This window comes from Dactylosporangium sp. NPDC050688, assembly GCF_040654515.1.
Classification (GTDB): domain Bacteria; phylum Actinomycetota; class Actinomycetes; order Mycobacteriales; family Micromonosporaceae; genus Dactylosporangium.
In genome coordinates this window covers 41,181-65,894 of sequence record NZ_JBFAIC010000042.1, presented here as the reverse complement: position 1 = coordinate 65,894, position 24,714 = coordinate 41,181, and the positions used below count along the sequence as shown (strand labels likewise).

21 protein-coding genes are annotated in these 24,714 nt (G+C 73.3%); 16 read left to right on the top strand and 5 right to left on the bottom strand.

Annotated elements, in window-relative coordinates:
- Window positions 1-104 precede the first annotated feature (104 nt).
- Together AB0H83_RS32290 and AB0H83_RS32285 are read left to right on the top strand one after the other, a co-directional pair.
- Entirely contained in the window at window positions 105-1,475 is a 1,371-nt protein-coding gene (locus AB0H83_RS32290) for an endo-1,4-beta-xylanase (RefSeq protein ID WP_360101619.1), read from the top strand.
- 12 nt (window positions 1,476-1,487) lie between these two features.
- On the top strand, window positions 1,488-2,834 hold the full coding sequence (locus AB0H83_RS32285) for a PHB depolymerase family esterase (protein WP_360101617.1): 1,347 nt from the start codon (window positions 1,488-1,490) through the stop codon (window positions 2,832-2,834).
- Between the two features lie 52 nt (window positions 2,835-2,886).
- Here the strand turns inward: AB0H83_RS32285 and AB0H83_RS32280 are convergent, their stop codons facing one another.
- Together AB0H83_RS32280 and AB0H83_RS32275 are read right to left on the bottom strand one after the other, a co-directional pair.
- On the bottom strand, window positions 2,887-5,229 hold the full coding sequence (locus AB0H83_RS32280) for a glycoside hydrolase family 3 N-terminal domain-containing protein (protein ID WP_360101615.1): 2,343 nt from the start codon (window positions 5,227-5,229) through the stop codon (window positions 2,887-2,889).
- A 130-nt stretch (window positions 5,230-5,359) separates the two neighbouring features.
- The gene (locus tag AB0H83_RS32275; RefSeq protein ID WP_360101613.1) at window positions 5,360-6,364 is read right to left on the bottom strand and encodes a LacI family DNA-binding transcriptional regulator; all 1,005 of its coding nucleotides are present in this window, start codon (window positions 6,362-6,364) and stop codon (window positions 5,360-5,362) included.
- Between the two features lie 185 nt (window positions 6,365-6,549).
- Here AB0H83_RS32275 and AB0H83_RS32270 point away from each other — a divergent pair, with 185 nt between their 5' ends.
- Genes AB0H83_RS32270 through AB0H83_RS32260 form a run of 3 tightly spaced genes read left to right on the top strand, consistent with a single transcriptional unit; the run spans window position 6,550 to window position 9,612 of the window.
- Complete coding sequence (locus AB0H83_RS32270) at window positions 6,550-7,800, top strand: extracellular solute-binding protein (protein ID WP_360101611.1); 1,251 nt, start codon at window positions 6,550-6,552, stop codon at window positions 7,798-7,800.
- A gap of 10 nt (window positions 7,801-7,810) precedes the next feature.
- On the top strand, window positions 7,811-8,779 hold the full coding sequence (locus AB0H83_RS32265) for a sugar ABC transporter permease (protein ID WP_360101609.1): 969 nt from the start codon (window positions 7,811-7,813) through the stop codon (window positions 8,777-8,779).
- Between the two features lie 5 nt (window positions 8,780-8,784).
- Window positions 8,785-9,612, top strand: coding sequence for a carbohydrate ABC transporter permease (locus AB0H83_RS32260; RefSeq protein WP_360101607.1), 828 nt, complete (start codon window positions 8,785-8,787; stop codon window positions 9,610-9,612).
- Here the strand turns inward: AB0H83_RS32260 and AB0H83_RS32255 are convergent.
- Complete coding sequence (locus tag AB0H83_RS32255) at window positions 9,602-10,837, bottom strand: Clp protease N-terminal domain-containing protein (RefSeq protein WP_360101605.1); 1,236 nt, start codon at window positions 10,835-10,837, stop codon at window positions 9,602-9,604. The two genes, AB0H83_RS32260 and AB0H83_RS32255, sit on opposite strands and share 11 nt — an antisense overlap.
- A gap of 66 nt (window positions 10,838-10,903) precedes the next feature.
- Window positions 10,904-11,602 carry a TetR/AcrR family transcriptional regulator C-terminal domain-containing protein gene (locus tag AB0H83_RS32250; RefSeq protein WP_360101603.1) on the bottom strand — a complete coding sequence of 233 codons (699 nt, stop codon included), beginning with the start codon at window positions 11,600-11,602 and terminating at the stop codon, window positions 10,904-10,906.
- Between the two features lie 128 nt (window positions 11,603-11,730).
- Between AB0H83_RS32250 and AB0H83_RS32245 the strand changes: the two genes are divergently transcribed.
- From AB0H83_RS32245 to AB0H83_RS32230, 4 genes are all read left to right on the top strand, one after another.
- Complete coding sequence (locus AB0H83_RS32245) at window positions 11,731-12,711, top strand: NAD(P)-dependent alcohol dehydrogenase (RefSeq protein WP_360101601.1); 981 nt, start codon at window positions 11,731-11,733, stop codon at window positions 12,709-12,711.
- A gap of 105 nt (window positions 12,712-12,816) precedes the next feature.
- Window positions 12,817-13,209 (top strand): hypothetical protein, encoded by a 393-nt coding sequence (locus AB0H83_RS32240; protein ID WP_360101599.1) that lies wholly within the window; start codon window positions 12,817-12,819, stop codon window positions 13,207-13,209.
- Complete coding sequence (locus AB0H83_RS32235; RefSeq protein ID WP_360101597.1) at window positions 13,191-14,024, top strand: PIG-L family deacetylase; 834 nt, start codon at window positions 13,191-13,193, stop codon at window positions 14,022-14,024. The genes AB0H83_RS32240 and AB0H83_RS32235 overlap by 19 nt, the downstream gene beginning before the upstream one ends.
- A 138-nt stretch (window positions 14,025-14,162) precedes the next feature.
- A complete protein-coding gene (locus AB0H83_RS32230) occupies window positions 14,163-15,056 on the top strand; it encodes an expansin EXLX1 family cellulose-binding protein (protein ID WP_360101595.1) in 894 nt (297 codons plus the stop codon).
- An 85-nt stretch (window positions 15,057-15,141) separates the two neighbouring features.
- Here AB0H83_RS32230 and AB0H83_RS32225 read toward each other — a convergent pair whose 3' ends face one another.
- Entirely contained in the window at window positions 15,142-16,089 is a 948-nt protein-coding gene (locus AB0H83_RS32225; protein ID WP_360101593.1) for a methionyl-tRNA formyltransferase, read from the bottom strand.
- A gap of 201 nt (window positions 16,090-16,290) precedes the next feature.
- On the opposite strand from AB0H83_RS32225, the gene AB0H83_RS32220 reads away from it, so the two are divergent.
- Genes AB0H83_RS32220 through AB0H83_RS32190 form a run of 7 tightly spaced genes read left to right on the top strand, consistent with a single transcriptional unit; the run spans window position 16,291 to window position 24,699 of the window.
- Window positions 16,291-17,634 (top strand): lysine N(6)-hydroxylase/L-ornithine N(5)-oxygenase family protein, encoded by a 1,344-nt coding sequence (locus AB0H83_RS32220; RefSeq protein WP_360101591.1) that lies wholly within the window; start codon window positions 16,291-16,293, stop codon window positions 17,632-17,634.
- Window positions 17,631-18,770, top strand: a complete 1,140-nt coding sequence (locus AB0H83_RS32215; protein WP_360101589.1) for an iron chelate uptake ABC transporter family permease subunit — start codon at window positions 17,631-17,633, stop codon at window positions 18,768-18,770. Before AB0H83_RS32220 ends, AB0H83_RS32215 begins: the two co-directional genes overlap by 4 nt.
- Complete coding sequence (locus AB0H83_RS32210; RefSeq protein ID WP_360101587.1) at window positions 18,767-19,876, top strand: iron chelate uptake ABC transporter family permease subunit; 1,110 nt, start codon at window positions 18,767-18,769, stop codon at window positions 19,874-19,876. The genes AB0H83_RS32215 and AB0H83_RS32210 overlap by 4 nt, the downstream gene beginning before the upstream one ends.
- Window positions 19,873-20,673 (top strand): ABC transporter ATP-binding protein, encoded by an 801-nt coding sequence (locus tag AB0H83_RS32205; protein WP_360101585.1) that lies wholly within the window; start codon window positions 19,873-19,875, stop codon window positions 20,671-20,673. Before AB0H83_RS32210 ends, AB0H83_RS32205 begins: the two co-directional genes overlap by 4 nt.
- Before the next feature lie 33 nt (window positions 20,674-20,706).
- Window positions 20,707-20,946 (top strand): MbtH family protein, encoded by a 240-nt coding sequence (locus AB0H83_RS32200; RefSeq protein WP_360101583.1) that lies wholly within the window; start codon window positions 20,707-20,709, stop codon window positions 20,944-20,946.
- 1 nt (window position 20,947) lies between these two features.
- On the top strand, window positions 20,948-22,783 hold the full coding sequence (locus AB0H83_RS32195; RefSeq protein ID WP_360101581.1) for an ABC transporter ATP-binding protein: 1,836 nt from the start codon (window positions 20,948-20,950) through the stop codon (window positions 22,781-22,783).
- Window positions 22,780-24,699: an ABC transporter ATP-binding protein gene (locus AB0H83_RS32190; RefSeq protein WP_360101579.1), complete on the top strand. Its 1,920-nt coding sequence runs from the start codon at window positions 22,780-22,782 to the stop codon at window positions 24,697-24,699. The genes AB0H83_RS32195 and AB0H83_RS32190 overlap by 4 nt, the downstream gene beginning before the upstream one ends.
- The last annotated feature ends 15 nt before the right edge of the window (window positions 24,700-24,714 follow it).

Sequence of the window (24,714 nt, the reverse complement as noted above, 5' to 3'; positions counted from 1 at the left end):
CGCGGCGGGGAAATCCGGACGTCGGCACGGGTTGCCGTCTGTCGATTCCCTGATGCTGATCAGGTCCCCCGCCGAACAATGTTTTCGAAACGAAGGGCTTGGCAATGGACAAGACACGGAAACGGGCGCTCGGCGCCGCCGGGGCCGGTGCCCTGGCGGTCGTCGTCGCCCTGGGCATCGCGTCGAGCGCCGACGCCGCGGCGTCCACGCTGCACGCCGCAGCCGCCGAGCAGGGCCGGTACTTCGGCACGGCGGTCGCGGCGTACAAGCTCAGCGACTCGGTCTACACCGGCATCCTGGACCGCGAGTTCGGGATGGTGACGCCGGAGAACGAGATGAAGTGGGACGCGACCGAGCCGTCGCAGGGCTCGTTCTCGTACAGCTCCGCCGACCAGATTGTGAACCGGGCGCTGGCGCGCAACCAGCGGGTCCGCGGGCACGCCCTGGCCTGGCACCAGCAGCAGCCGGGCTGGGCGCAGAACCTGTCCGGCACCGCGCTGCGCAACGCGATGGTCAACCACGTCACCCAGGTCGCCACCCACTACCAGGGCAAGATCTATGCCTGGGACGTGGTGAACGAGGCGTTCGACGACGGCGGCTCCGGGGCGCGGCGGGACTCGAGCCTGCAGCGCACCGGCAACGACTGGATCGAGGTCGCGTTCCGTGCCGCGCGGGCCGCGGACCCGGGCGCGAAGCTGTGCTACAACGACTACAACACCGACGGGCAGAACGCGAAGTCCAACGCCGTCTACGCGATGGTGCAGGACTTCAAGTCCCGTGGCGTGCCGATCGACTGCGTGGGCTTCCAGTCGCACTTCAACTCCGCCAGCCCCGTGCCGTCGGACTACCAGGCCAACCTGCAGCGCTTCGCCAACCTCGGCGTCGACGTGCAGATCACCGAGCTGGACATCGAGGGCTCCGGCACCGCCCAGGCCGACAACTACCGCCGCGTCGTGCAGGCCTGCCTGGCCGTGACCCGCTGCACCGGCATCACGGTGTGGGGCATCCGCGACAGCGACTCGTGGCGCGCGTCCGGCACCCCGCTGCTCTTCGACGGCAACGGCAACAAGAAGGCCGCCTACACCAGCACCCTGGCCGCGCTCGGCGGGGGCAACCCGACCTCGACGCCGCCGAGCAGCCCGCCGGTGAGCAACAGCCCCAGCTCCAGCTCCAGCCCGCCGCCGATCCCGTCGGGCGGCTGCACCGCCACCGTCGTCAGGGTCGACCAGTGGCAGGGCGGGTTTGTGGCCACGCTCCGCGTCACCGCCGGCGCGAACGGCACCAACGGCTGGGCCGTCACCCTGCCGCTGCCGTCGGGCGTCACCGTCACCAACGCCTGGAACACCAGCCGGTCGGGCAACGTCTTCAGCAACGTCTCCTACAACGGCCAGGTCGGCGCGGGCCAGTCGACGGAGTTCGGCTTCCAGGCGAACGGTACCGCCGGCACCCTGACCCCGAGCTGCGCCGCGAGCTGAAAGGAGCGGCAGATGCGTGTCCTCCGCAGGCTCCTGGGCGCGGCCGTCGCCGTGGCGGCCGTCGCGGTCGCCGGCGTCACCCTGGTCGCGTCGCCGGCGGCCGCCGCCACCCTGACCGAGGTGACCGGCTTCGGCACCAACCCGACCAACTTGCGCATGCACCTGTACGTGCCGAACACGGTCGCCGCCCGGCCGGCGGTCGTCGTGGCCGTGCACTACTGCACCGGCTCCGGCCCCGCGTTCTACTCCGGCACCGAGTTCGCGTCGCTCGCCGACCGGTACGGGTTCATCGTGATCTACCCGTCCGCGACCCGCAGCGGCAACTGCTTCGACGTGTCGTCGCCGCAGGCGTTGCGGCGTGGTGGCGGCAGCGACCCGGTCGGCATCATGTCCATGGTCACCTACGTCCAGCAGCGCTACAACGTCGACCCGGACCGGATCTTCGTGACCGGCGCGTCGTCCGGCGGCATGATGACCAACGTGCTGCTCGGCGACTACCCGGACGTGTTCAAGGCCGGCGCCGCGTTCATGGGGGTGCCGTTCGGGTGCTTCGCCACCACCGACGGCTCGTCCTGGAACAGCACCTGCTCCAGCGGGCAGCTGAACAAGACTCCGCAGCAGTGGGGTGACCTGGTCCGGGCCGCCTATCCCGGGTACAGCGGGCCCCGCCCGCGCATGCAGGTGTTCCACGGCACCACCGACACGACCCTCGCCTACCCGAACTTCGGCGAGGAGATCGAACAGTGGACCAACGTGCTCGGCGTCAGCCAGACGCCGGTGTTCACCGACCAGCCGCAGCAGAACTGGACCCGCACCCGCTACGGCAGCGCGGGCACCATGGCACCGGTCGAGGGCATCAGCATCGCCGGCGTCGGGCACTCGCTGCCGCTGGCCGGGCAGGCCGCCATGGTCATCGCGTTCTTCGGGCTGTCCGGGGGCACGAGCCCGTCGCCGTCCTCGGCGTCGCCGTCCCGGTCGCCGTCCGGGTCACCGTCGGCCTCTGCGTCGGCCTCGCCCTCGGGGTCGGCGTCGGTGCCGGTCGGCGGCTGCCGGGTGTCGTACACCGTGAACGCCTGGAACACCGGGCTCACCACGGCCGTCACGATCACCAACGCGGGCTCCACCGCCGTCAACGGCTGGACCCTCGGCTTCACGCTGCCGGCCGGGCAGAGCGTCACGTCGGCGTGGAACGCGACCGTCAGCCCCACCTCGGGCGCGGTGACGGCCCGCAACGTGAGCTACAACGGGTCGATCCCGCCGGGCGGCTCGACGTCGTTCGGGTTCCAGGCCAACCACACGGGCGACACGGGCCGGCCGCCCGCGTTCACCCTGAACGGCAGCGCCTGCACGCTCGTCTGACCGCACGAAGAGGGCGGGACCCCGGCCGGGGTCCCGCCCTTGTACTGCCTGCTCAGCCGGTGATCGTGACCCGGGGGTGCAGCTGCCGGTCGGCCCCGACGACCCGGCGCGGCCCGACGACCGGGACCCGCACCGCGGCGTGCACGTCGGCGCTGGAACGCGCCACCCGCAGCTCGACCTCGCCGGGCTCGACCAGCCGCCGCCCGTCGCGTCCCGTGTAGGACAGCAGGTCGGCGTGCAGCCCGAACACGACCGTGCGGCACTGCCCCGGGTCCAGGTCGACCCGGGCCGCGGCGATCAGCTGCCGCTCGGGGCGGGCCACCTCGGCGACCGGGTCGTGCAGGTACACCTGCACGACGGTGCTCGTCGCACGGTCCCCGTCGTTGCTCACCGGCACCGCCAGCTCGACGGTGCCGTCGGTGGCCCAGCCACCGGCCGGTTCGAGGCCCACCTCGCCCCACGTCGTCGGCGTGTACGACAGGCCGTGGCCGAACGGGAACAGCGCCGTCGGGTCGACGGTGCTGACGCCGCTGCTGGCCGCCAGCGGAGCGGCGAGATAGGTCGACGGCTGGCTGCCGCCGGCGCCCGGGAAGCTCACCGGCAGCCGGCCGGCCGGGTCGACCCGCCCGCTGAGGACGCCCTCGATCGCGGCGGCGCCCTCCTCGCCGGGGAAGAACCCGCAGACCACGGCGGCGAGCCGGTCGACCTGCCGGGACAGCTCGTACGGGCGGCCCACCAGCAGCACCAGCACCACCGGGGTACCGGTGGCCAGCAGCGCCTCCAGCAGCTCCTCCTGCCGGCCGGGCAGCCGCAGGTCGACGGCGTCGCAGCCCTCCCCGGACGTGCCGCCACCGAACAGCCCCGACAGGTCGCCGAGGACCGCGACGCAGACGTCGGCGCCGGCGGCGGCCTCGGCCGCGGCGGCGATCTGCTCGTCGTCGCCGCCGAGCGCCGGGCAGCCCAGCGCGTAGGTCACGTCGTGCCCGGTCTTGAGCGCGTCGAGCACCGAGGGCACGGACACGCCGGCGGGCACGTCGGGGTGGTGCACGAGGACGTGGCGGGGGAAGGAGTAGCAGCCGAGCATCGCGCCCCACTCCGCGGCGCCGGGGCCGACGACCGCGAGCCGCGCCCCGGGTGCCAGGGGGAGCACGGGGGCGCCGTCGACCGGGGCGTTGCGCAGCAGCACGACGGAGCGTTCCGCGAGCCGCCGGGCCAGGTCCCGCGCGTCGGGCTCGTCGATGTCGACGGCCGTGCCCTGCTCGTCCAGCGCCGGCGGCTCCGGCCGCCAGTCGGCGTCCAGGAGGCCGAGTTCGCACTTCTGCAGCAGGATGCGGGCGACGGCCCGGTCGATGAGGGCCTCGTCGACGTCGCCGGCCTCGACCGCGTCCAGCAGCGGGGCGCCGTAGCAGTTGGCGCCGGGCAGCTCCACGTCGATGCCGGCGCGCAGCGCCAGCGCCGCCGCGTCGGCCCGGGAGGCGGCCACCCCGTGCAGCGTCTGCAGGAACGCGATCGAGAAGTAGTCCGACACGACGGTGCCCTCGAAGCGCAGCCGGTCGCGCAGCAGGTCGGTGAGCATCGCCGGGTCGGCGGCGACAGGGACGCCGTCGACGTCGGTGTAGCTGTTCATGACCGAGCGGGCGCCGGCGCGCAGCGCCATCTCGAACGGTGGCAGCAGCACGTCGGCGATCTCGCGCGGCCCGATCGACACCGGCGCGAGGTTGCGCCCGGCGCGGGAGGCGGAGTAGCCGGCGAAGTGCTTGAGGGTGGCCACGACGCCCGCGGACTCCACGCCGCGCACGTACGCCGCGCCGATGGTGCCCACCAGGTACGGGTCCTCGCCGATGGTCTCCTCGACCCGGCCCCAGCGCAGGTCCCGGACCACGTCCAGGACCGGGGCCAGGCCCTGCTGGATGCCGAGGCGGTGCATGGTGCGCCCGATCTGCGCGCCCATCCGCTCGACCAGCTCCGGGTCGAAGCTGGCGCCCCAGGACAGCGGCGCCGGGTAGATGGTCGCCTGCCAGGCCGCCAGGCCGGTCAGGCATTCCTCGTGGACGATCGCCGGGATACCGAACCGGCCGGCCGCGACGATCTCGCGCTGCAGGTGGGCGACGCGCCGGGCACCGTCGGCCGGCGCGACCGGCGTCGTGCCGTAGACCCGGGTCACCTGGCCGATGCCGTGGGGCAGCACGGCGGCCCAGTCGATCGGTTCGGGCGTCTGGTCGTGCTGGTGCGGCGCGACCTCACCGGCGCTGTCGTTGACGTCGAGCCAGGCGCCGTACATCTGCGCCACCTTCTCGCGCAGAGTCATCCGGGTCATCAGGTCGGCCACGCGTGCGGACGCGGGCGCCGTGGTGTCCCGCCAGGTTCCGGCGGAGACGCCGCTGTCGAGTGTCACGCTCGGGGCTCCAATGTTCGTTGCAGGGTGGCACTGGACGCCGCGCGCGGCGTTGCGCACGGCGTCTCGGGACGCTGGGAACGTGCCTGGGACGTGCCTGGGGACGTTGAGCTGGGACGTTTGGAAGGTTTCAGACGGTGCGGGTCGACTGGCGCACGACGAGGCGGGTCGTGAGCCGCACGTGTGTGGTGTCGACCGGCTCGTTGTGGATCAGCTTGATGAGCAGCTCGATCGCGCGGTGGCCCATGGCGTGGATCGGCTGCTCGACGGTGGTGAGCGCCGGGCTGGCCAGGGCCGCCTCCGGCACGTTGTCGAAGCCGACGACCGACAGGTCGTCGGGGACCCGCAGGCCCATCGAGGCCGCGACCTCCACCGCGACGATCGCCGAGACGTCGTTGGCGCCGAAGATGGCGGTGGGCCGGTCCGGGCCCTCGAGCAGGAGCCGGGCCGCGGCGGCCGAGGAGTCCGGGTCGTAGTCGCCGACCTGGATCAGGTCCGGGTCGACGGGCACGCCGGCGTCGTGCATCGCCTCCCGGAAGCCCCGCTCACGCAGCCTGGAGGACTCCAGGTCGGGCCGGCCGGTGATCATCGCGATGCGGCGGTGACCGAGGTCGAGCAGGTGCTGGGTGCCGAGCCTGGCGCCGTTGAGGTTGTCCGAGTCGACGGTCGGCAGGCCGGACGGGCCGGCGTGCGGGTCGACGGCCACCACGGAGGTGCCGTAGTCGACGTCGACCACGGTCGGCGTGACCAGGACCGCGCCGTCGATGAGGGTGCCGGACAGCCGCGACAGGTAGCGCTGCTCCCAGCCGGCCTGGTCGCTGGTGCGCCCGCCGGCGGAGTAGACGACCAGCTCGTAGCCGGTGCCCTTGATCGCCTTAGCGGCGCCCTTGAGCAGCTCGGTGCTGAACGGCTCCAGGTCGGCGACCAGGATGCCGATCACGTTGGTCTTGTGGTTGCGCAGGCTCTGCGCCACGAGGCTCGCCTCGTAGCCCAGCTCGCGGATGACGGACTGGACGTGTGCGCTGGTTGCGGCAGACACCCCGTAACGGGCGTTGAGCACCTTGGACACCGTCGCCACCGAGACGCCCGCGGTCGCGGCGACGTCCCGGATCGTGATTCGAGAACTGGGCTTCACGAGGGCAGAGTAACTTCCGATAACGATATCAACAACGATTGACAAGCGGACTTCCCGAGGCGGAGGATCTGCGGTCATCGAGGGCCGAGCCCTTCGGCTCGGCTCGCCCCCGTCAGGAGATGATCACTTTGAACGTCCGCCTGAGCACCCCACGGAGGCTGGCCACGATTGCCATCGCACTTGCGGTGGCGGTCCCCTCCCTGACCGCATGCGGTGACGACGAACCCGGATCGAGCGGCGACCCGAATGCCGCCACGACCTTGACCTGGTGGCACAACGGCGCCCAGGACCCCGCCAAGGGCGTCTGGCAGTCGATCGCCGACCAGTACCACGCTGAACACCCGAACGTGTCGTTCAAGGTCGAACCGGCACAGAACGAGGCACTCAAGACCAAGATCTCGGTGGCGCTGCAGTCGCCGACCCCGCCGAGCATCTTCCAGCAGTGGGGCGGCGGCGCCCTGGCCACGCAGGTGGAGTCCGGCAAGCTGCTGGACATCACCGACGCGACCTCGAGCTGGATCTCCGAGCTCGGCGCCGGCGCCAAGGGCTGGCAGGTCGAGGGCAAGCAGTACGGCGTGCCGTTCGGCCTGCACGTCGTCGGCTTCTGGTACCGCACGGACCTCTTCGAGCAGGCGGGCATCACCTCCCCGCCGAAGACGATGGAGGAGCTCAACGCCGCCGTCACCAAGCTGAAGGCCAAGGGCATCGCCCCGATCGCGCTCGGCGGCAAGGACAAGTGGCCCGACGCCTTCTGGTGGTCCTACTTCGCGATCCGCGAGTGCGCCCTGGACACCGTGAAGAACACCGTGAAGAACCTCAAGATGGACGACCCGTGCTGGGTCAAGGCCGGCGAGGACCTCAAGGCGTTCCTCGACACCAAGCCGTTCCAGGAGGCCTTCCTCGGCACCCCCGCCCAGCAGGGCGCCGGCAGCTCCGCCGGTCTGGTCGCCAACGGCAAGGCCGCGATGGAGCTGCAGGGTGACTGGGAGCTGCCCACGATGATCCCGCTGACCGAGGACAAGGAGTACGCCAAGAAGCTCAGCTGGTTCGAGTTCCCGAGCGTCCCCGGCGGCAAGGGCACGCCCGGGACCGCGCTCGGCGGCGGCGACGGCTACTCCTGCGCCGTCAAGGCCGGCGCGGCGTGCGCCGACTTCCTCAAGTACATCGCCAGCGTCCCGGTCCAGCAGAAGCTGGTGCAGAGCAACACGATCAGCCTCCCGGCGAACCCGGGTGCGATCTCCGCCATCCAGGACCCCACGCTCAAGACCGTGCAGGAGTACCTGAACAAGGCGCCGTACATCCAGGTGTACTTCGACCAGGCTCTGCCCACGAGCGTCGGGCAGGCACTCAACGACGCCATTGCCGACTTCTTCGCCGGCAAGGGCAGCCCGCAGGGCATCGTCGACGCCTTCAACAAGGCGGTCGCGAACAAGTGATGGGTCAGTGATGGGAACCGTTGCCGCCGCAACGGCGCCCGCGAAGCAGGCCGGCCGCGAGTCATCGCGGCCGGCCCGCCGGCCGGGGCGCCTCGGCACCCGGCTGGAACTCGCGCTCCTGCTCAGCCCGGCCCTCGTGCTGTTCGTCGGGTTCGTGCTGCTGCCGATCGCGGTCGCCGTCTACTACAGCTTCTACAAATGGACCGGCTTCAGCCCCCGCACCCCGTACGGGCTGGGCAACTACCAGCGGGTCCTGGAGGACGAGGTCTTCCGGTCCGCGCTGCTGCACAACCTGATCATCGCGGTGCTGTCCGTGGTCATCCAACTGCCGCTGTCGATCGCCCTGGCGCTGCTGCTCAACCGGAAGATCCGCGGGCGGGCGGTGCTGCGGCTGGTGGTCTTCGCGCCGTACGTGCTGTCGGAGGCCATCACCGCGGTCGTGTGGCTGCTGATGCTGCAGCCCGGCGGTCTGGTCGACCAGATGTTCAACGCGGCCGGCCTCGGTGGCCTGATCCAGCACTGGCTGGCCGACGGTGACCTGGTGCTCTACACGCTCTTCGTGGTCATCACCTGGAAGTACATCGGCTTCGGTGTCATCCTGCTCCTCGCCGGGCTGCAGAGCATCCCGGCCGAGCTGCGGGAGGCCGCCTCCACCGACGGTGCCTCCGCGTGGGCCACCACCCGCCACATCGTGCTGCCGCTGCTCGGCCCCACCATCCGGATCTGGATCTTCCTGTCCGTCATCGGGTCGCTGCAACTGTTCGACCTGGTGTGGATCATGACGCTCGGCGGTCCGGCGAGCGCCTCGGCCACCATGGCGACCTACCTGCTCGACCACGGTTTCAGCCGGTACGAGTTCGGGTTCGGCAGCGCCGTCGCCGTCGTGCTCTTCGTCGTGTGCTTCATCTTCGCCCTGCTGTACCAGCGCTTCGCGCTGCGCCGCGACCTGCAGGGCGCACTGACTGGGACCAAGAGGTGACCGGCATGAAGAAACGCCTGTCCTTGGGGACGCCGTTCACGTACCTCGTCGTCGTGCTCGTCGTCGGCGTGACCGTCGTGCCGCTGCTGTTCACCATCCTCGGCGGGTTCCGCACCAACGCCCAGATCAACAACGAGCCGGTCGGCTGGCCGAGCCCGTGGAACCTGGGCAACTACGCCGACGTGCTCAGCTCCGAGGTGTTCTGGCAGGCGCTGGGCAACAGCACGCTCATCTCCGTCATCACCACCGGCCTCGCCGTCAGCGTCGGCGCGATGGCCGCGTTCGCGCTGTCCCGCTACACGTTCAGCGGGCGGGAGTCGCTGTACACGCTGTTCACGCTGGGCCTGCTGTTCCCGCTCACCGCGGCGGCCCTCCCGCTGTACCTGCTGCTGCGCGAGCTCGACCTGCTGGAGAACCCGTTCGGGGTGGCGCTGCCGCAGGCCGCGTTCGCCCTGCCGATCACGATCGTCATCCTGCGCCCGTTCATGGCCGCGATCCCCGGCGAGCTGGAGGACGCGGCGGCGATGGACGGCGCCGGGCGGCTCGGCTTCTTCTGGCGGATCCTGATCCCGCTGAGCCGGCCCGCGCTGACGACGGTGGCCATCCTCGCCTTCGTCACCAGCTGGAACGCCTACCTGCTGCCGCTGCTGGTGCTCAGCGACCCGTCGAACTTCACCCTGCCGCTCGGCGTGGCCGCGTTCCAGTCCCAGTTCTCCCAGGACACGGCCCGCATCCTCGCCTACACCGCGGCGTCGATGATCCCCGCGATCGGTTTCTTCGTGTTCGCCGAACGGCACATCGTCGGTGGCCTCACCGGATCGGTCAAGGGCTGAGCCGCCGCGCCTTCGCCGGGGACCGATCGGCGCGTCTCCCCGGCGAGGGCGCGGCCTCGACCGCCGCCAGCCCCTGCTCTACGGCGGCCCGAACGGCCGCGGGGTCGGCACCGGCGGCCCGCAACAGCGGCACTGCTGTGCCGTCCGTGTCGTTCGCGGCCGCCGCGTCGTGCAGGGCCGCGAGCACCAGGTGCGACGACCCGGTCGCGGGATGCCCGGCGGCGCGGGCCAGCTCGACGGCCCGGTCGACGACCCCGACCGCCTCCGCGGTCCACGCCGGCCAGATCGTGCGGATGACGCGCTGGGAACGGCCCTTCGGCACGACGACGGGGTCCGCCGGGCGCACCGCAGGCAGCAGCTCGACGGCCCGCCGCGCGGTGAGCCCGTGCGCGTGCAGGACGTCCGGCGCGCTGTCGTACGGCCGCAGCCCCTCGCGCAGCGTCCGGCCGGCGGTGCGCAGCTGCGCACCCGTGCTGACGACCCCGAGCAGCAGGTGCGCGGCGGTGACCGGACCGTCGTCGAGCCGGACCGCCTGGCGCATCGCCTCCCACATGACGCTCGGCGCGACCGCGCTGCCGTACCGGCTGTCACCGACCTCGCCGTCGCGCAGCCGGCGGTCGAACCAGCCGAGCAGGCCGGTGCGGTCGTGCAGCTCCCGGGCCATGTCGAGCTGCGCCACCGCCGGCAGGTGCGGCTCGCCCGGCTCCCGCCAGGCCGGTTCGGCGCGCAGCGCCGCGATGAGCTCGTCCGCGTCGGCGCGTACCCCTTCCAGGGCCCCGGCCGGGTCGCGCAACAGGCCGGCGACCAGGTGGATGTGCCCGGCGACGCCGACCCCGGCCTGCCGGGCCTCGTCCAGCGCCGCCCACAACGCCGCCGCCACGGACACATGCCAGCGCACCGGCCCGCCCTTCGGCCACCCGGTGGCCCGGGGCGCCAGCAGCGCCTCCCGCAGCGCCTGGGACACCACGCCGGAGCCGGCGTCGTCCAGCAGGCCGTCCGTCCACGGCGTGGCCGGTGGCCTCCAGGCCTGATACCCGGGGTCGGCCGTCACCCGGCGGACCACCCGTTGCACGGCCTTCACGCGGGAGGACTCGCCACCCGCGCTCAGCATCAGCAGCGTCGAGGCGTCCACGACCCGCGGCGGCTGCGCCCGCCGGGCGGTCATCAGCGCGGCCATCCGCAACGTCCCTGCGACACTGCCGCCGAGCTCCGGCTCCTCTGCCATGCGCACCCCCCGGCGCCGATTGTCGCCGACGGTGCCCACCCCGCGCCGTCCCGCGCGGGGCGGGGGTCAGCGGGACGTCCAGCCCTCGCGGCGCAGCCGTTCGAAGCCGTCCAGCAGCAGGTCGAGGGAGAACTCGAACTCGAACTGGTCGTCGCAGCCGCTGCCGACCACCGACGCGTCGTCGTGCGCGACCTGCGTGGTGATTTCCGTGATGTACGGGAACCGCGCGGCCATCTGCCGGGCCGTCTCCGGATCCACGCCGGCGGCGGCGTCCTGGGAGCCGGCCGCCGGGGTGCCGAACAGCTCCTGCGAGAAGCCCAGGATGCGGCTGCCCATCGCGTGCATCACGTGGTGGGTGAGGTCGACGGAGAAGCCGCCGGACCGGAACATGCCCATCATCGAGTCCATGTAGGCCAGCACGACCGGCGTCGGCGCGGTCCGTGACTCCAGCACCCGCGACGCCCACGGGTGGCGCAGCAGGGCCCGGCGTGCGGACAGGATCCGCTGCCGGACGGCGGGCTGCCAGCCGTCGCCGGCGGCGGGCGGGTCGATCTCCCCGACCACCACGTCGAGCATGCCGTCGAGCAGCTCCTCCTTGTTGGCGACGTGCTTGTACAGCGCCATCGGCACGACGCCGAGCGCCTGGGCGAGCTTGCGCATGCTCAGCGCGTCGATCCCGGTGCCGTCGGCCAGCTCGACGGCGGCGCGCAGGACGCGGTCCCTGGTCAGGGGTGCCCGGCGGGCCGTGTCCACCTGTTGCGTCAACTCGACCACCCGTCCCTTCCCGCAGCCGCCGACATTATCGCCCCTTGACGGGTGTACGCCGTACACCCTACCGTCAAGACAGCAGGTGTACGCCGTACACCTGCCGGACGGATCACACAGGAGGACCCATGAAGGCGATCGTCCAGGACCGCTACGGCCCGGCCGACGTGCTGCGGCTCGGCGACGTCGAGCCACCCGTCGCCGCCGCGGGCGAGGTGCTCGTCCGCGTCCACGCGGCCTCCGTCAACGCCCGCGACTGGCACGTCATGCGGGGCGACCCGTACCTGGCCCGGCTGGCCTTCGGGCTCGGCGCGCCCAAGGTGCGGGTCCGCGGCACCGACTTCGCCGGCGTCGTCGAGGCCGTCGGCGCCGGGGTGACCCGGTTCCGCGCCGGCGACGAGGTGTTCGGCGAGAGCGACGCCGCGTTCGCCGAGTACGTGCGCGTCCCCGAGACCGGGGCGCTGGAGGTCAAGCCGGCGAACCTGACGTTCGAGCAGGCCGCCGCGCTGCCGCTGGCGGCCAACACGGCGCTCATGGGCCTGCGCGACGCGGCCGGGCTCCGCACCGGGCAGCACGTGCTCATCAACGGCGCGTCCGGCGGGGTCGGCACGTTCGCCGTCCAGCTGGCCAAGGCCTTCGGCGCCCGGGTCACCGCCGTGTGCAGCACCCGCAACCTCGACCTGGTCCGGTCCCTGGGCGCCGACCGCGTCATCGACTACACCAAGGAGGACTTCACCCGGGCCGGCGACGTCCGGTACGACGTCGTGTTCGACCTCGTCGGCAACCGCTCCCTCGCGGACTGCCGCCGGGTGCTGGCACCGGCGGGCACCCTCGTGCTGTCCGGCGGCGGCGTCTTCGAGGGCGGCAGCCTCTTCGGCCCGATGGGCCTGCTCACCCGGGGGCGGCTGGTGTCGCGCTTCGTGCGTCACCGGGTGCTCGTGCTCACCGCGGTGCCCAGCCGGGAGAACCTCGCCACGCTGCGCGAGCTCGCCGAGGCCGGCGCGCTGACCCCGGTCATCGACCGCACGTTCCCGTTCGGCGAGGCGGCGCAGGCGGTGCGGTACCTCGAGGTCGACCACGCGAGGGCGAAGGTCGTCATCACCGTGTGACGGCACCGTCCCCGCAACTTCTCAGGAACGGCGCATCGGTACCGATGAGACCGGAGGCTGCCCGTTCTCACTGGAAGTGACCCCCGATGCGCGCCCTCCTCGGTGGTGGCCGGCGAGGTCCGGCTCCTCGCCGAGGAGAGCGGCACCGCGGCCGCGTCCATCTCCACCCTGATCGCCGACATCCAGCGCACCAGCGCCGACGCCGTCCGGGTCGTCGACGAGCAGGCCCGCGGCGCGTTCGAGCGGATCGCGATTGGCACCGGCACGCTGCGCACCGCGCTGGACGAGGTCGGCGCGTTCGCCACCGCCAACGTCGCCTCCACCGAACGGATGGCCGGCGCCAGCACCGCCGCCACCCAGTCCGTGCAGCAGCTGAGCAGCACCGCTGAGCAGCTGCGCGGGGTCGCCGCCCGGTTCCGGGCCGGGGCCGGGGCTGAGCGCGGGCACCGGCACCGGCGCGGCGTGGATAGGGTGGGTGCATGGCTGAGCGACCCCTGACGCTGATGGCGGTGCACGCGCACCCCGACGACGAGGCGACCGGCACCGGAGGCGTGCTGGCGAAGTACGCCGACGAGGGCATCACGACGGTCCTGGTGACGTGCACCGACGGGCGCTGCGGCGACGGGCCGGGCGGGGTCAAGCCGGGGGAGCCCGGGCACGACCCCGACGCGGTCGCCGAGATGCGCCTGCGGGAGCTGGAGGCCAGCTGCGCCGCGCTGAAGGTCACGCACCTGGAGGTGCTCGGCTACCCCGACTCCGGGATGATGGGCTGGCCGGCGAACGACGCGCCTGGCTCGTTCTGGACCACGCCCGTGCAGGACGCCGCGCAGCGGCTCGCCGAGCTGATCGGCAAGTACGAGCCCGACGTCATCGTCACCTACGACGAGAACGGCTTCTACGGCCACCCGGACCACATCCAGGCGCACCGCATCACGATGGCGGCGGTCGAGCTGACCGGCAGCCCGGCCAAGGTGTACTGGACGACGGTGCCGCGCTCCGGGATGGAGGCGTTCGGCCGGAAGCTGCGCGAGCTCGGCGTCGAGTTCCCCGAGCCGGACCCGGACGAGCCGCCGGCCGGCCCGCCGATGGGCCTGCCCGACGAGGAGATCTCGACGTGGGTCGACACCAAGGCGTACGGGTCGCAGAAGTTCGACGCGCTCGCCGCCCATGCCAGCCAGGGCGAGAACATCTTCTTCCTGCGCATGGGCAAGGAGACGTTCACGGAGCTGATGGGCGTGGAGACGTTCGTGCGGGTGCGGGACACGACCGGCGCGCCGCTGCCGGAGCGCGACCTGTTCGCCGGCCTGCGCTGAGCCGGCCGCGCCGCGACACCGTGACGCCCGGCGGCGGCCGCGGTGGACGTGGTGCGAGCCGCAGCGGCGGTTGTGGGCAGCCTTAAGCGTTGCTTTGGCGGCGCCGGTGGCGGCCGGGCCCCGGCTACGATGCCGGACGTGCTCGACAACCCCGAACCCTCGCCGTGGTGGCTGCGTCGTCGCACGTGGGTGGTCGCGGCCGCCGGCGCCGTCGTCGCGGGCACCGCGACCGTCGCGCTCGTCGCGCAGGCGTCCGGTGCGGCCTGCGCCGCGGCCGTGTCGTCCGGGCAGGCGACCTACTACGCGGCCGACGGCGGCGGCAACTGCTCGTTCGACCAGGTGGCCAACCCGATGGTGGTGGCCCTCGGCAACGCCGAGTACGCCGCCGGCGCCGCGTGCGGCGGATACCTGGACGTGAAGGGGCCCAAGGGCACGGTCCGGGTCAAGGTCACCGACCGCTGCCCGGAGTGCACCCCCGGTCATCTGGACCTCAGCCGGCAGGCGTTCGCGAAGATCGGCGACCCGGTCGCCGGCGTCATCAAGGTGACCTACAGCAAGGTCGTCAACCCGCCGGTGCCCGGCCCGATGACGGTCCGGGTGAAGGAGGGCTCGTCACGGTACTGGCTGGCGCTGCGCCTGGACAACACCGGCAACCCACTGTCCAGTGTGGAGATACAGTCCGGCGGCGGCTGGAAGGCGCTCAGCCACACCGACTACAACTACTGGATCGCCCAGAACGGCGCCGGCACCGGGCCGTTCACGATCCGCGCGACCGACACCGCCGGGCGGCGCACGACGCTGAGCGGGGTCACGCTGGCCGTCGGCACCGTGCAGCGCCCGGGTGCCACCGCGGCGTCCGCGGCGCCGAAGACCCCGGCGGCCAGCAGGTCCGTGACGGTCACCGCCTCGGCCGCCGAGTCGGCGGTGGCGTCGGACCCGCCGGCCGCGGACGCCTCGGACCCGCCGGGCGCCGAGACCATGGCGACGGCCGGCGCCACGACCGGGGCCCAGCCGGCCAAGCGGTGCGGCTGAGCCCGCCGGCGCCGCGAGCCGTGCGCCGCGATCCGTGCGCCGGACGCAGTGAGCCGCGGCCCGGCGCGGCACCGCCGGTTGAGGGTCAGCGGCCGGCGGTGAGGTAGCCGCCCATCGTGGTGAAGTAGTCGGTAGCGGCCATCTCGGTGCCGTCCTCGGTGCGGATCCGTTCCACCGCCAGGCCGTGGCTGCGCCCGCGGCGGGCCTCGGTGCCGGCCACGATCACCACGGCGTCGCCCTCGCGGATGAAGATCCGGCCGGGGGTGCCGCCGTACAGGCCCTTGGAGACCGAGGCGCCGACGATGCGGATGCGGTGGCCGCGGTGGTACGTGAACGCGTTCGGGTACGGGTCGGACTGCGCCCGCACCAGCCGGTCGAGGTCCTCCGCCGGCCAGGTCCAGTCGATGCGGCTGTCCTCCTCGGCCCGCTTGTGGAAGAAGCTCGCCTTGGAGCGGTCCTGCGGCGTCCAGTCGGTGCGCCCGGACGCGATCAGGTCCAGGCCGTCGACGGTGATCGGGCCGAACAGGGCCAGGGTCTTGTGGAACAGGTCCGTCGTGGTGTCCCGGTCGCCGACGGGGACCGCCCGCTGCAGCACGATGTCGCCGGCGTCGAGCCCGGCGTCCATCATGTGCGCGGTGACCCCGACCTCCCGCTCGCCGTTGATGAGCGCCCAGATCAGCGGTGAGAAGCCACCGTAGGCGGGCAGCAGCGAGTCGTGCACGTTGAGGGTGCCGTGCCGGGGCAGCTCGAAGATCTCCGGCGGGATCCAGGTGCGCCAGTTCGTCGCGACGATCACGTCCGGGTCGGCCAGCTTGAGCCGGTCGAGCAGCTCGGCGTCGCCGGGCCGGTCCCGGATGAGGACCTCGACCCCGTGCTCGGCGGCGAGGTCGGCCACGGAGTCGCTCCAGATCCGCTCGTACGGGTGGTCGCTCGCCGGGTGCGTCACGACCAGCGCGACCTCGTGCTCGGAGGCCAGCAGCGCCTGGAGCGTGCGATGGCCCCAGGTCTGATATCCGAACATGACGACGCGCATGGGACCTCCTGAATGAGTGGCGGGTTTCGATGCCATAGCCTTCAATCGGAGGTTAGGTTAGTCTACCCTTCATTCTGGGTACAGGCGGCGACCTGATCGTGACAAGGCACGGAACTTAGGTTAGGCTGCCCTAACTTCACACCGCCGGGTGTGCAGCGCCGGAACGGTCGAGCCGGTCTCGACGTGAACGATGGGACTGCGATGCCTCAGTTGCGCCAGGAGGACACCGTGCAGGTCTTCGACCTGGTCGGGGTGGGCTTCGGTCCTTCGAACCTGGCGCTCGCGATCGCCGTGCACGAGCGCAACGCCGCCGCGGCCGCGCCGCCGGTGCGCGCGCTGTTCCTGGAGCGGCAGGCCGCGTTCGGATGGCACCGCGGCATGCTCATCGAGGACGCGACGATGCAGGTGTCGTTCCTCAAGGACCTCGTCACCATGCGCAACCCGACGAGCTCCTTCAGCTTCCTGTGCTACCTGCACGAGCGCGGCCGGCTCATCGACTTCGTCAACCACAAGAGCCTGTTCCCGCTGCGCGTCGAGTTCCACGACTACCTGGAGTGGGCGGCCGTCCGCGTGCAGGACATGGTCCGCTACGGCCTAGACGTCACGGCCGTCTGCCCGGTCGTCACCGACGACGTCGTGGACGCCTACGACGTCGAGGTCCGCGACGCCACCGGCGCCCGCAGCGTCGTGCGCACCCGCAACGTCGTGCTCGCCAGCGGCCTGCGCCCGGCGCTGCCGCCCGGCATCGCAGCGTCCCAGCGGATCTGGCACAGCCGCGACCTGCTGACCAACGTGGACGGTCTGGCCGGCACCGACCCGTCCCGGTTCGTCGTCGTCGGCGCCGGGCAGAGCGCGGCCGAGGTGACCGCGTTCCTGCACGAGCGCTTCCCGTCGGCCGAGGTCTGCGGCGTGCTGTCCCGCTACGGCTACAGCCCCGCCGACGACAGCCCCTTCGCCAACCGCATCTTCGACCCGCTCGCCGTCGACGACTACTTCGAGGCGTCCACGCAGGTGAAGGCGATGCTGCTGGGGTACCACGCCAACACCAACTACTCCGTGGTGGACACCGACCTCATCGAGGCGCTCTACAAGCGGGTCTACCGCGAGAAGGTGCTCGGCTCGCAGCGGCTGCGGCTGCTCAACGTGTCCCGGCTGACCGCCGCCGAGGAGATCGCCGGCCGGGTCGCCGTGACCGTCGAGTCGATGCTGACCGGCGCGCGGACCGTCCTGGACGCCGACGTGCTCGTCTGCGCCACCGGCTACGCGCCGGCCGACCCGTTCCCGCTGCTCGGCGAGCTCGCCGGCCGCTGCCAGTACGACGAGCAGGGCCGCGCCGTGGTCGAGCGCGACTACCGGGTGCGCACCGACGCCGGCGTACGGGCCGGGATCTACCTGCAGGGCGGCACGGAGCACACCCACGGCATCAGCTCCTCGCTGCTGTCCAACACCGCGATCCGCTCCGCGGAGATCCTCGAGTCGGTCTGCGGCCGGCGCCACGCGGAGCCCGCACTGTCCGGCTCGGGCCGAGCCGCCTCCTACGCGTGACCCGCTCGGCCCCGGCGGAGCCGCCGGCCCAGGCCGGCGCGGCGATGCTCACCACGGCACGTCCCGACCAGGCACCCGGGCGTGCCGTGGTGCCCGCCGCGAAGACCGGGCGGCCCGCCGCACCCGCCGGCCTGGCCGCCACGAACGCCCGGCGGGCGGCGTGGCTCGCCGGGTCCGTCGCGGTGCTCGCGGTGTGCTGCCTGCTCAGCATCGCCGTGGGTACCAAGAACCTGTCGCCGGCCACCATCTGGGACGCGTTCACGCACTACACCGGCACCGGCGACCAGTCGATCGTGCGGGACCTGCGGGTGCCGCGCACCGTCCTGGCGGTCCTGGTCGGCGCCTCCCTCGGCATCTGCGGCGCCGTCATCCAGGCGGTCACCCGCAACCCCCTGGCCGACACGCAGGTGCTCGGCATCAACGCCGGGGCCGGGCTGTTCGTCGCCGTCGCGATCGGGCTGCTCGGCCTGTCCAGCATCACCGCCTACGTGTGGTTCGCGTTCGCCGGTGTGGTCGTGGCGATGCTGCTGGTGTACGCCCTCGCCGCCGCCGGCCGCGGTGCCGCGACCCCGGTGCGGCTGCTGCTGGCCGGCGTCGCGCTCGGCGCCGTGCTGGACGGCATCGCCGCCGGGGTCCGCCTGGTACGCCCGAGGGCGTTCTACTACCTGCGGTTCTGGGACGTCGGCGCGCTCACCGGCCGCGGCTGGGACGTCATCGGCGCGGTCGCGCCGTTCGTGGCCGTTGGGCTGGTCCTCGGGCTGCTGGTGGCCCGGTCGCTGAACGCCGTCGCGCTCGGCGACGACCTGGCCCGCTCGCTCGGCGCGAACCTCGGCCGCACCCGGGCCGCCGCGGTGCTGTCGGTGACCCTGCTCGCCGGCGCGGCGACCGCGGCGGTCGGGCCGATCGGCTTCGTCGGGCTCATGGTGCCGCACGTGGCGCGCTGGATCACCGGGCCCGACCAGCGGTGGATCTTCGTGTTCACCCTCGTCGGCGGCCCCACGCTGCTGCTCGCCGCCGACATCGTCGGCCGGGTCGTGCTGCGCCCCGGCGAGCTGCAGGCGGGGATCGTGACCGCGTTCATCGGCGCGCCCGTGCTCATCTGGCTGGTCCGCCGGCGTTCGGCGAGCGCGCTGTGAAGCCCGGCACCGCCACCAAGCCCGGCACCGCCACCAAGGCCGGCACCGCCGGGCGGCGCAGTGTCGACTTCGGACGGTCGTCGCTGGTGCTGCGGCTCGGTCCGGCCGTATCCGTCCGCGCCGGGGTCCGCACCGCCGTCACCAGCCTCGTGCTGCTGCTCGCCGCGGCCGGGGTGGCCGTCGTCGCGCTGGGCAGCGGCGAGTTCCCCGCCACCCCGGCCGAGGTGCTGCAGGCGCTCGCCGGCGAGGGCTCCCGCGCGGTGCGCCTCGTCGTCGTCGAGTGGCGCCTGCCCCGGGTCCTGCTCGCCCTGCTCGCCGGCGCCGCGATGGGCCTGTCCGGCGCCATCTTCCAGGCGCTGACCCGCAACCCGCTCGGCAGCCCCGACGTGCTGGGCTTCAGCACCGGCGCGTACACCGGCGTGCTCGTCTGCGTCGTGTTCGTCGGCCGCGGCTACCCGCAGACCGCCACCGCCGCCCTGATCGGCGGCATCGCCACCGCCGCCCTGGTCTACGTGCTGTCGCTGCGCCGCGGCGTGCAGGGCTTCCGGCTCATCATCGTCGGCATCGCCGTCAGCGCCCTGCTCAGCTCCGTCAACCAGTGGTTCATCATCAAGGTCGACCTGCAGACCGCCGTGTCCGCCACGATCTGGGGCAAGGGCACCCTCAACGGCCTCGGCTGGCCCCAGGTCACGCCGGCCGCCGTCGCGATCGGCCTGCTGTGCCTCGCCGTGCTCGCCCTCGGCCGCAAGCTGCAGATGCTGGAGCTCGGCGACGACGCCGCGGCCGCGGTCGGCGTGGCCGTCGAGCGCACCCGCCTGGCGTACCTCGCCCTCGGCGTGGCGCTGATCGCCGCCGCGACCGCGGTCGCCGGGCCGATCTCGTTCGTGGCCCTCGCCGCGCCGCAGCTCGCGCACCGGCTGGCCCGCACCGCCGGGATCGCCCTGGCCCCGTCCGCCGCGATGGGCGCCCTGCTGCTCATGGCGAGCGACTACGCGGCGCAGCGGGTGTTCGCGCCGACGCAGCTGCCGGTCGGCGTGGTCACCGTGTCGCTCGGCGGCCTGTATTTCGTGTGGCTACTGGTCCGCCAGGCGAGGAGACGAGCATGACCCGGTTGCGCGCGGACGGCATCACCGTCGGCTACGACCGCAAGACGATCAGCACCGACCTGCACCTGACCGTCCCCGACGGGCGGTTCACCGTCATCGTCGGGCCCAACGCCTGCGGCAAGTCGACGCTGCTGCGCGCCCTGTCGCGGCTGCTCACCCCGTCGAAGGGGCAGGTGCTGCTGGACGGCAAGGCGATCCACGCGTACCCGGCGAAGGAGGTCGCCCGGCGGCTCGGGCTGCTGCCGCAGTCCTCCGTCGCGCCGGACGGCATCACCGTCGCCGAGCTCGTCGCCCGCGGCCGGTACCCGCACCAGCGGCTGCTGCGGCAGTGGTCCGTCGCCGACGAGGCCGCGGTCGCCGCCGCGATGGACGCCACCGGCGTCGAGGAGCTGTCGGGGGAGCTGGTCGACACCCTGTCGGGCGGGCAGCGGCAGCGGGTGTGGGTCGCGATGGTGCTGGCCCAGCAGACCCCGATCGTGCTGCTCGACGAGCCGACCACGTTCCTGGACATCGCCCACCAGGTCGAGCTGCTCGAGCTGTGCCTGCGGCTCAACCGCCAGCAGGGCACCACGATGGTCGCCGTCCTGCACGACCTCAACCACGCCTGCCGCTACGCCGACCACATCGTGGTGATGCGGGCCGGCGTCATCGTCGCCGAGGGCGACCCGCGGCACGTCGTCACCGGCGACCTCGTCGAGGACGTCTTCGGCCTGCCGTGCCGCATCATCCCCGACCCGGAGACCGGCACCCCGCTGGTCATCCCGCGCGCCGGCGCCCTGCACGCCACGCCGCTCTGACCCGCAACCTTTCCTGAAAGGGGAACGACCAGCATGTCCAGCAACCCGTTCGACGACGAGAACGGCACCTTCTTCGTGCTCGTCAACGACGAGGACCAGCACTCGCTGTGGCCGACGTTCGCGGCGGTGCCGGCCGGCTGGCGGATCGTCTTCGGCGAGAACGGCGGGACCGGCCGCCAGGAGTGCCTGGACTACGTCGACCGCCACTGGACCGACCTGCGGCCCAGGAGCCTCCGCGAGAGCATGGCGCGGGACACCGCCGCGGCCGCCTGAGATGGCGCCGGTCACAGGCTCCCGCATCCTGCGGCGGTCCATCACCCGCAACCGGGCCCGGCTCACCGCCGGCACCGGCCTCATCAGCCTGCACCAGCTCGCCGAGGCGACGGTGCCGGTGCTCATCGGCGTCGGCATCGACCGGGCCGTCGCGCCCGGCGACGGCACGGCCCTGCTGCTGTGGGTCGCGGCGCTCGGCGCGCTCTTCGTCGTGCTGCACCTGTGCTACCGCTTCGGCGCCCGCCAGCTGATGCTCGCCATCGCCAACGAGGCGTACCTGCTGCGCGGCGAACTGGCCGCGAAGATCGTGCACCCGCGGCGGCTGCGCACCGACCTGCGCGCCGGTGAGCTGCTCACGGTGTCCAGCACCGACGCCGACAACGTGTCCTACCTGCTGGACTACGTGCCGCGCATCGCCGGCGCGATCACCGCCACCGCGGTCAGCGCCGCCGTGCTGCTCGCCGTCGACTGGCGCCTCGGGCTCGTCGTGCTCGTCGGTACCCCGGTCGTGCTGGTCGGCATGCAGTTCGCCGGCCCGCTCATCACCCGCCGGGTCACCGAACAGCAGGAGCTCGCCGGCAAGGCCACCGCCCTGGCCACCGACCTGGTCAGCGGGGTCCGGCCGCTGCGCGGGCTCGGCGCCGAACGGGCCGCCGCCCGCCGGTACCGTGACGTGAGCCAGGACTCGCTACGCGCCTCGCTGCGGGCCGCCGCCACCACCAGCCGGTCCCTGGCGTTCTCCACCGCCGGCAGCGCCCTGCTCGCCTGCGGCGTCGCGGTGCTCGCCGGCTGGTTCGCCCTCGACGGCCGCATCAGCGTCGGCGAGTTCATCATGGTCATCGGCCTGGCCCAGTTCCTGCTCGAGCCGATGGGGCTGCTCGCGATCGTGCCGAGCTGGGTCGCCGAGGCCCGCGCGTCCGCCGACCGGGCCGCCCTCGTCCTCGGCGCCGACCTGCTCCTGCCCGAGGGGGCGGCGGAGCAGGCGGCGCCGGAGCCGGAGCTGGTCCTTGCGGCGCTGCGGCACGGGAGCCTGGAAGGGCTCGACCTGACGGTGCGCCCCGGCGAGTTCGTCGGGATCGTGACGCCCCGCTCGTCCGACGGCGAGGCACTGGTGCGGCTGCTCGCGGGCGGGGTCCCGCCCGGCGACTTCGAGGGCGGGATCCTGGTCGGCGGGGTACCGCTGCACGAGCTGGAGCCGGCCGCCGCGAGGGCCGCCGTGCTGGTGGAGCCCCACCACACCGACCTGTTCACCGGCACCGTCGCGGCCAACGTCACCGCCCGTACCGGCGCCGCGGGACCGGCGGTCGCGGCCGACGTCGCCACCCGCACCGCAGCCGCGGAGCTGGCGGTCGCGGCCGGCGTCACCGTCCGTACCGGAGCCGCGGAACCGGCGCCGGAGCAGACCGCCGCGGCGGACGACCCCGGGCTGCTGCGCGAGGCGCTCGCCGCCTCGGCGGCCGACCAGGTCGTCGCCGAGCACCCCGACGGGCTCGACCGGCACGTCGAGGAGCGCGGCCTCACCCTGTCCGGCGGGCAGCGGCAGCGGCTCGCCCTCGCCAGGGCGCTGCTGGCCCGCCCGCCGATCCTGGTGCTGCACGACCCGACCACCGCCGTCGACACCGTCACCGAGCAGTCGATCGCCCGGGCCGTGCGCGCCCTGCGCCACGGCGAGCCGGGCGGCGGCAGGTACACGACCGTCGTCGTCACCAGCAGCCCGGCGCTGCTCGCCGTCACCGACCGGGTCGTCGTCGTCGACGACGGCAGGGTCACCGTCGAGGGCGGCCACGCCGCGCTCGGCGCCACCCACGACGACTACCGGAAGGTGGTGCTGCGGTGAACAGCGCCCAGGCGAACAGCGCCCAGGTGAGCGACGCCCAGGTGAGCGACGCCCAGGTGAGCGACGCGCAGGTGCGCGACGCGCAGGTGAGCGACGAACAGGTGGACAGCGCGCAGGCGAACAGCGCACCGGGGAGCGACGCCCAGGTGAGCGACGGACGGCTGCCGATCGCAGACCGGCGGGAGACGCTGCGGTGGCTGCGCGGCGCGCTGCGGGCCCGCTGGGGCGAGGCGGCCGCCGCGTCCGCCGTCGGGCTGCTCGCCGCCGCGGCCGGCGTCACCCCCGTCTACGCCCTGGGCGTCCTCGTCGACCGGGTCCGCGCCGGCGCGCCGGGCTCCGACATCGTCGGCATCACCGTCGTGATCGTGGCCGCCGCGCTCGTCGCCGGGGTCAGCACCGCCGTGTCGAGCTACCTGATCGCCCGCCTCGGCGGCCGGATGCTCGCCCAGCTGCGCGAGGACACCGTCGAGCGGGCGATCACCCTGCCGGCCACCCGCCTGGAACGCGCCGGCAAGGGCGAGCTCATGTCGCGGGTCGGGGCGGACGTCGCCGCGGTCAACAAGGCCGTCACCGACGTGCTGCCGACGATGACGTCCTCGGTGCTGCTCGCCGCGCTGAGCATCGCCGCGATGGTCGGCATCGACTGGCGGCTCGGCCTCGCCGGGCTCGTCACCTTCCCCCTGTACGTGCTGGCGCTGCGCTGGTACCTGCCCCGCTCCGGCCCCGGCTACGCGGTGGAACGCGCCGCCGTCGGCGAGCGGTCCCAGCTGCTGCTGGAGAGCGTGCAGGGGCTGCGCACGGTGCACGCGTACCGGCTGGAGGCCCCGCACCTGCAGGGCATCGACGTCGCGTCGGCCCGGGCCCGGGACGTGTCCGTCGCGGTGTTCGGCTACTTCACCCGGCTCGTCGGCCGCATCAACCGGGCCGAGTTCGCCGGGCTCACCGCCATCGTCGTCACCGGCTTCTGGCTGGTGCAGCAGGGCTCGGTGACGGTCGGCGGGACCGCCGCGGCGGCCGTGCTGTTCCACCGGCTGTTCAACCCGGTGTCGATGCTGCTGTACACGTTCGACGAGCTGCAGGCGGGCGGCGCCGGCCTGGCCCGGCTGGTCGGCGTGGTCACCATCCCCGACGAGCCGGCCGGCGCCGCCTGGGACGGCCCGCCCCCGCGGGACGCGGCCCTCGAGCTGCGCGGCGTGCGCTTCGGCTACCCCGGTGGCCCCGAGGTCCTGCACGGCGTCAGCCTGCGCATCGAGGCCGGGCAGCGGGTCGCGCTGGTCGGATCCACCGGCGCCGGCAAGTCGACCCTGGCCGCCGTCGCCGCCGGGATCCTGCGGCCGGCCGAGGGGACCGCGTCGATCGGCGGGATGCCCGTCACGCTCATGGACCCGGCGACGCTGCGTACCCACGTCGCCATCGTCAGCCAGGAGACGCATGTCTTCGCCGGCCCGCTCGTCGAGGACCTGCGCCTGGCCCGGCCCGGCGCGAGCGACGAGGACGTCGCGGCGGCCCTGGCGGCCGTCGGCGCCGCCGAGTGGGTCGGGGCGCTGCCCGACGGCCTGCACACCGTGGTCGGGGAGGGCGGCCACGAGCTGACCGCCGCCCGCGCGCAGCAGGTCGCCCTCGCGCGGCTCCTGCTGGCCGACCCGGCGGTCGCGATCCTCGACGAGGCCACCGCGGAGGCCGGCAGCTACGGCGCCCGCGACCTGGAGGACTCCGCGCTCGCTGCGACCGCCGGGCGCACCACCCTCGTGGTCGCGCACCGGCTCACCCAGGCCAGGACGGCCGACCGGGTCGTCGTCCTGGAGGGCGGCCGGGTCGCCGAGGAGGGCGGCCACGACGAGCTGCTCCTCGCCGGCGGCCGGTACGCGCAGCTGTGGGCGGCCTGGGAGTCGCGCACCCCGCTCCCGGCCGAGTAACCACCCTTTCCGAAC

Coding starts and splice junctions, on each gene's coding strand:
- AB0H83_RS32235 (WP_360101597.1), top strand. CDS start 13,191: ATGGCTGAGCGACCCCTGACGCTGATGGCGGTGCACGCGCACCCCGAC.
- AB0H83_RS32260 (WP_360101607.1), top strand. CDS start 8,785: ATGAAGAAACGCCTGTCCTTGGGGACGCCGTTCACGTACCTCGTCGTC.
- AB0H83_RS32255 (WP_360101605.1), bottom strand. CDS start 10,837: ATGGCAGAGGAGCCGGAGCTCGGCGGCAGTGTCGCAGGGACGTTGCGG.
- AB0H83_RS32265 (WP_360101609.1), top strand. CDS start 7,811: ATGGGAACCGTTGCCGCCGCAACGGCGCCCGCGAAGCAGGCCGGCCGC.
- AB0H83_RS32225 (WP_360101593.1), bottom strand. CDS start 16,089: ATGCGCGTCGTCATGTTCGGATATCAGACCTGGGGCCATCGCACGCTC.
- AB0H83_RS32290 (WP_360101619.1), top strand. CDS start 105: ATGGACAAGACACGGAAACGGGCGCTCGGCGCCGCCGGGGCCGGTGCC.
- AB0H83_RS32245 (WP_360101601.1), top strand. CDS start 11,731: ATGAAGGCGATCGTCCAGGACCGCTACGGCCCGGCCGACGTGCTGCGG.
- AB0H83_RS32195 (WP_360101581.1), top strand. CDS start 20,948: ATGGCGCCGGTCACAGGCTCCCGCATCCTGCGGCGGTCCATCACCCGC.
- AB0H83_RS32220 (WP_360101591.1), top strand. CDS start 16,291: ATGCCTCAGTTGCGCCAGGAGGACACCGTGCAGGTCTTCGACCTGGTC.
- AB0H83_RS32285 (WP_360101617.1), top strand. CDS start 1,488: ATGCGTGTCCTCCGCAGGCTCCTGGGCGCGGCCGTCGCCGTGGCGGCC.
- AB0H83_RS32200 (WP_360101583.1), top strand. CDS start 20,707: ATGTCCAGCAACCCGTTCGACGACGAGAACGGCACCTTCTTCGTGCTC.
- AB0H83_RS32205 (WP_360101585.1), top strand. CDS start 19,873: ATGACCCGGTTGCGCGCGGACGGCATCACCGTCGGCTACGACCGCAAG.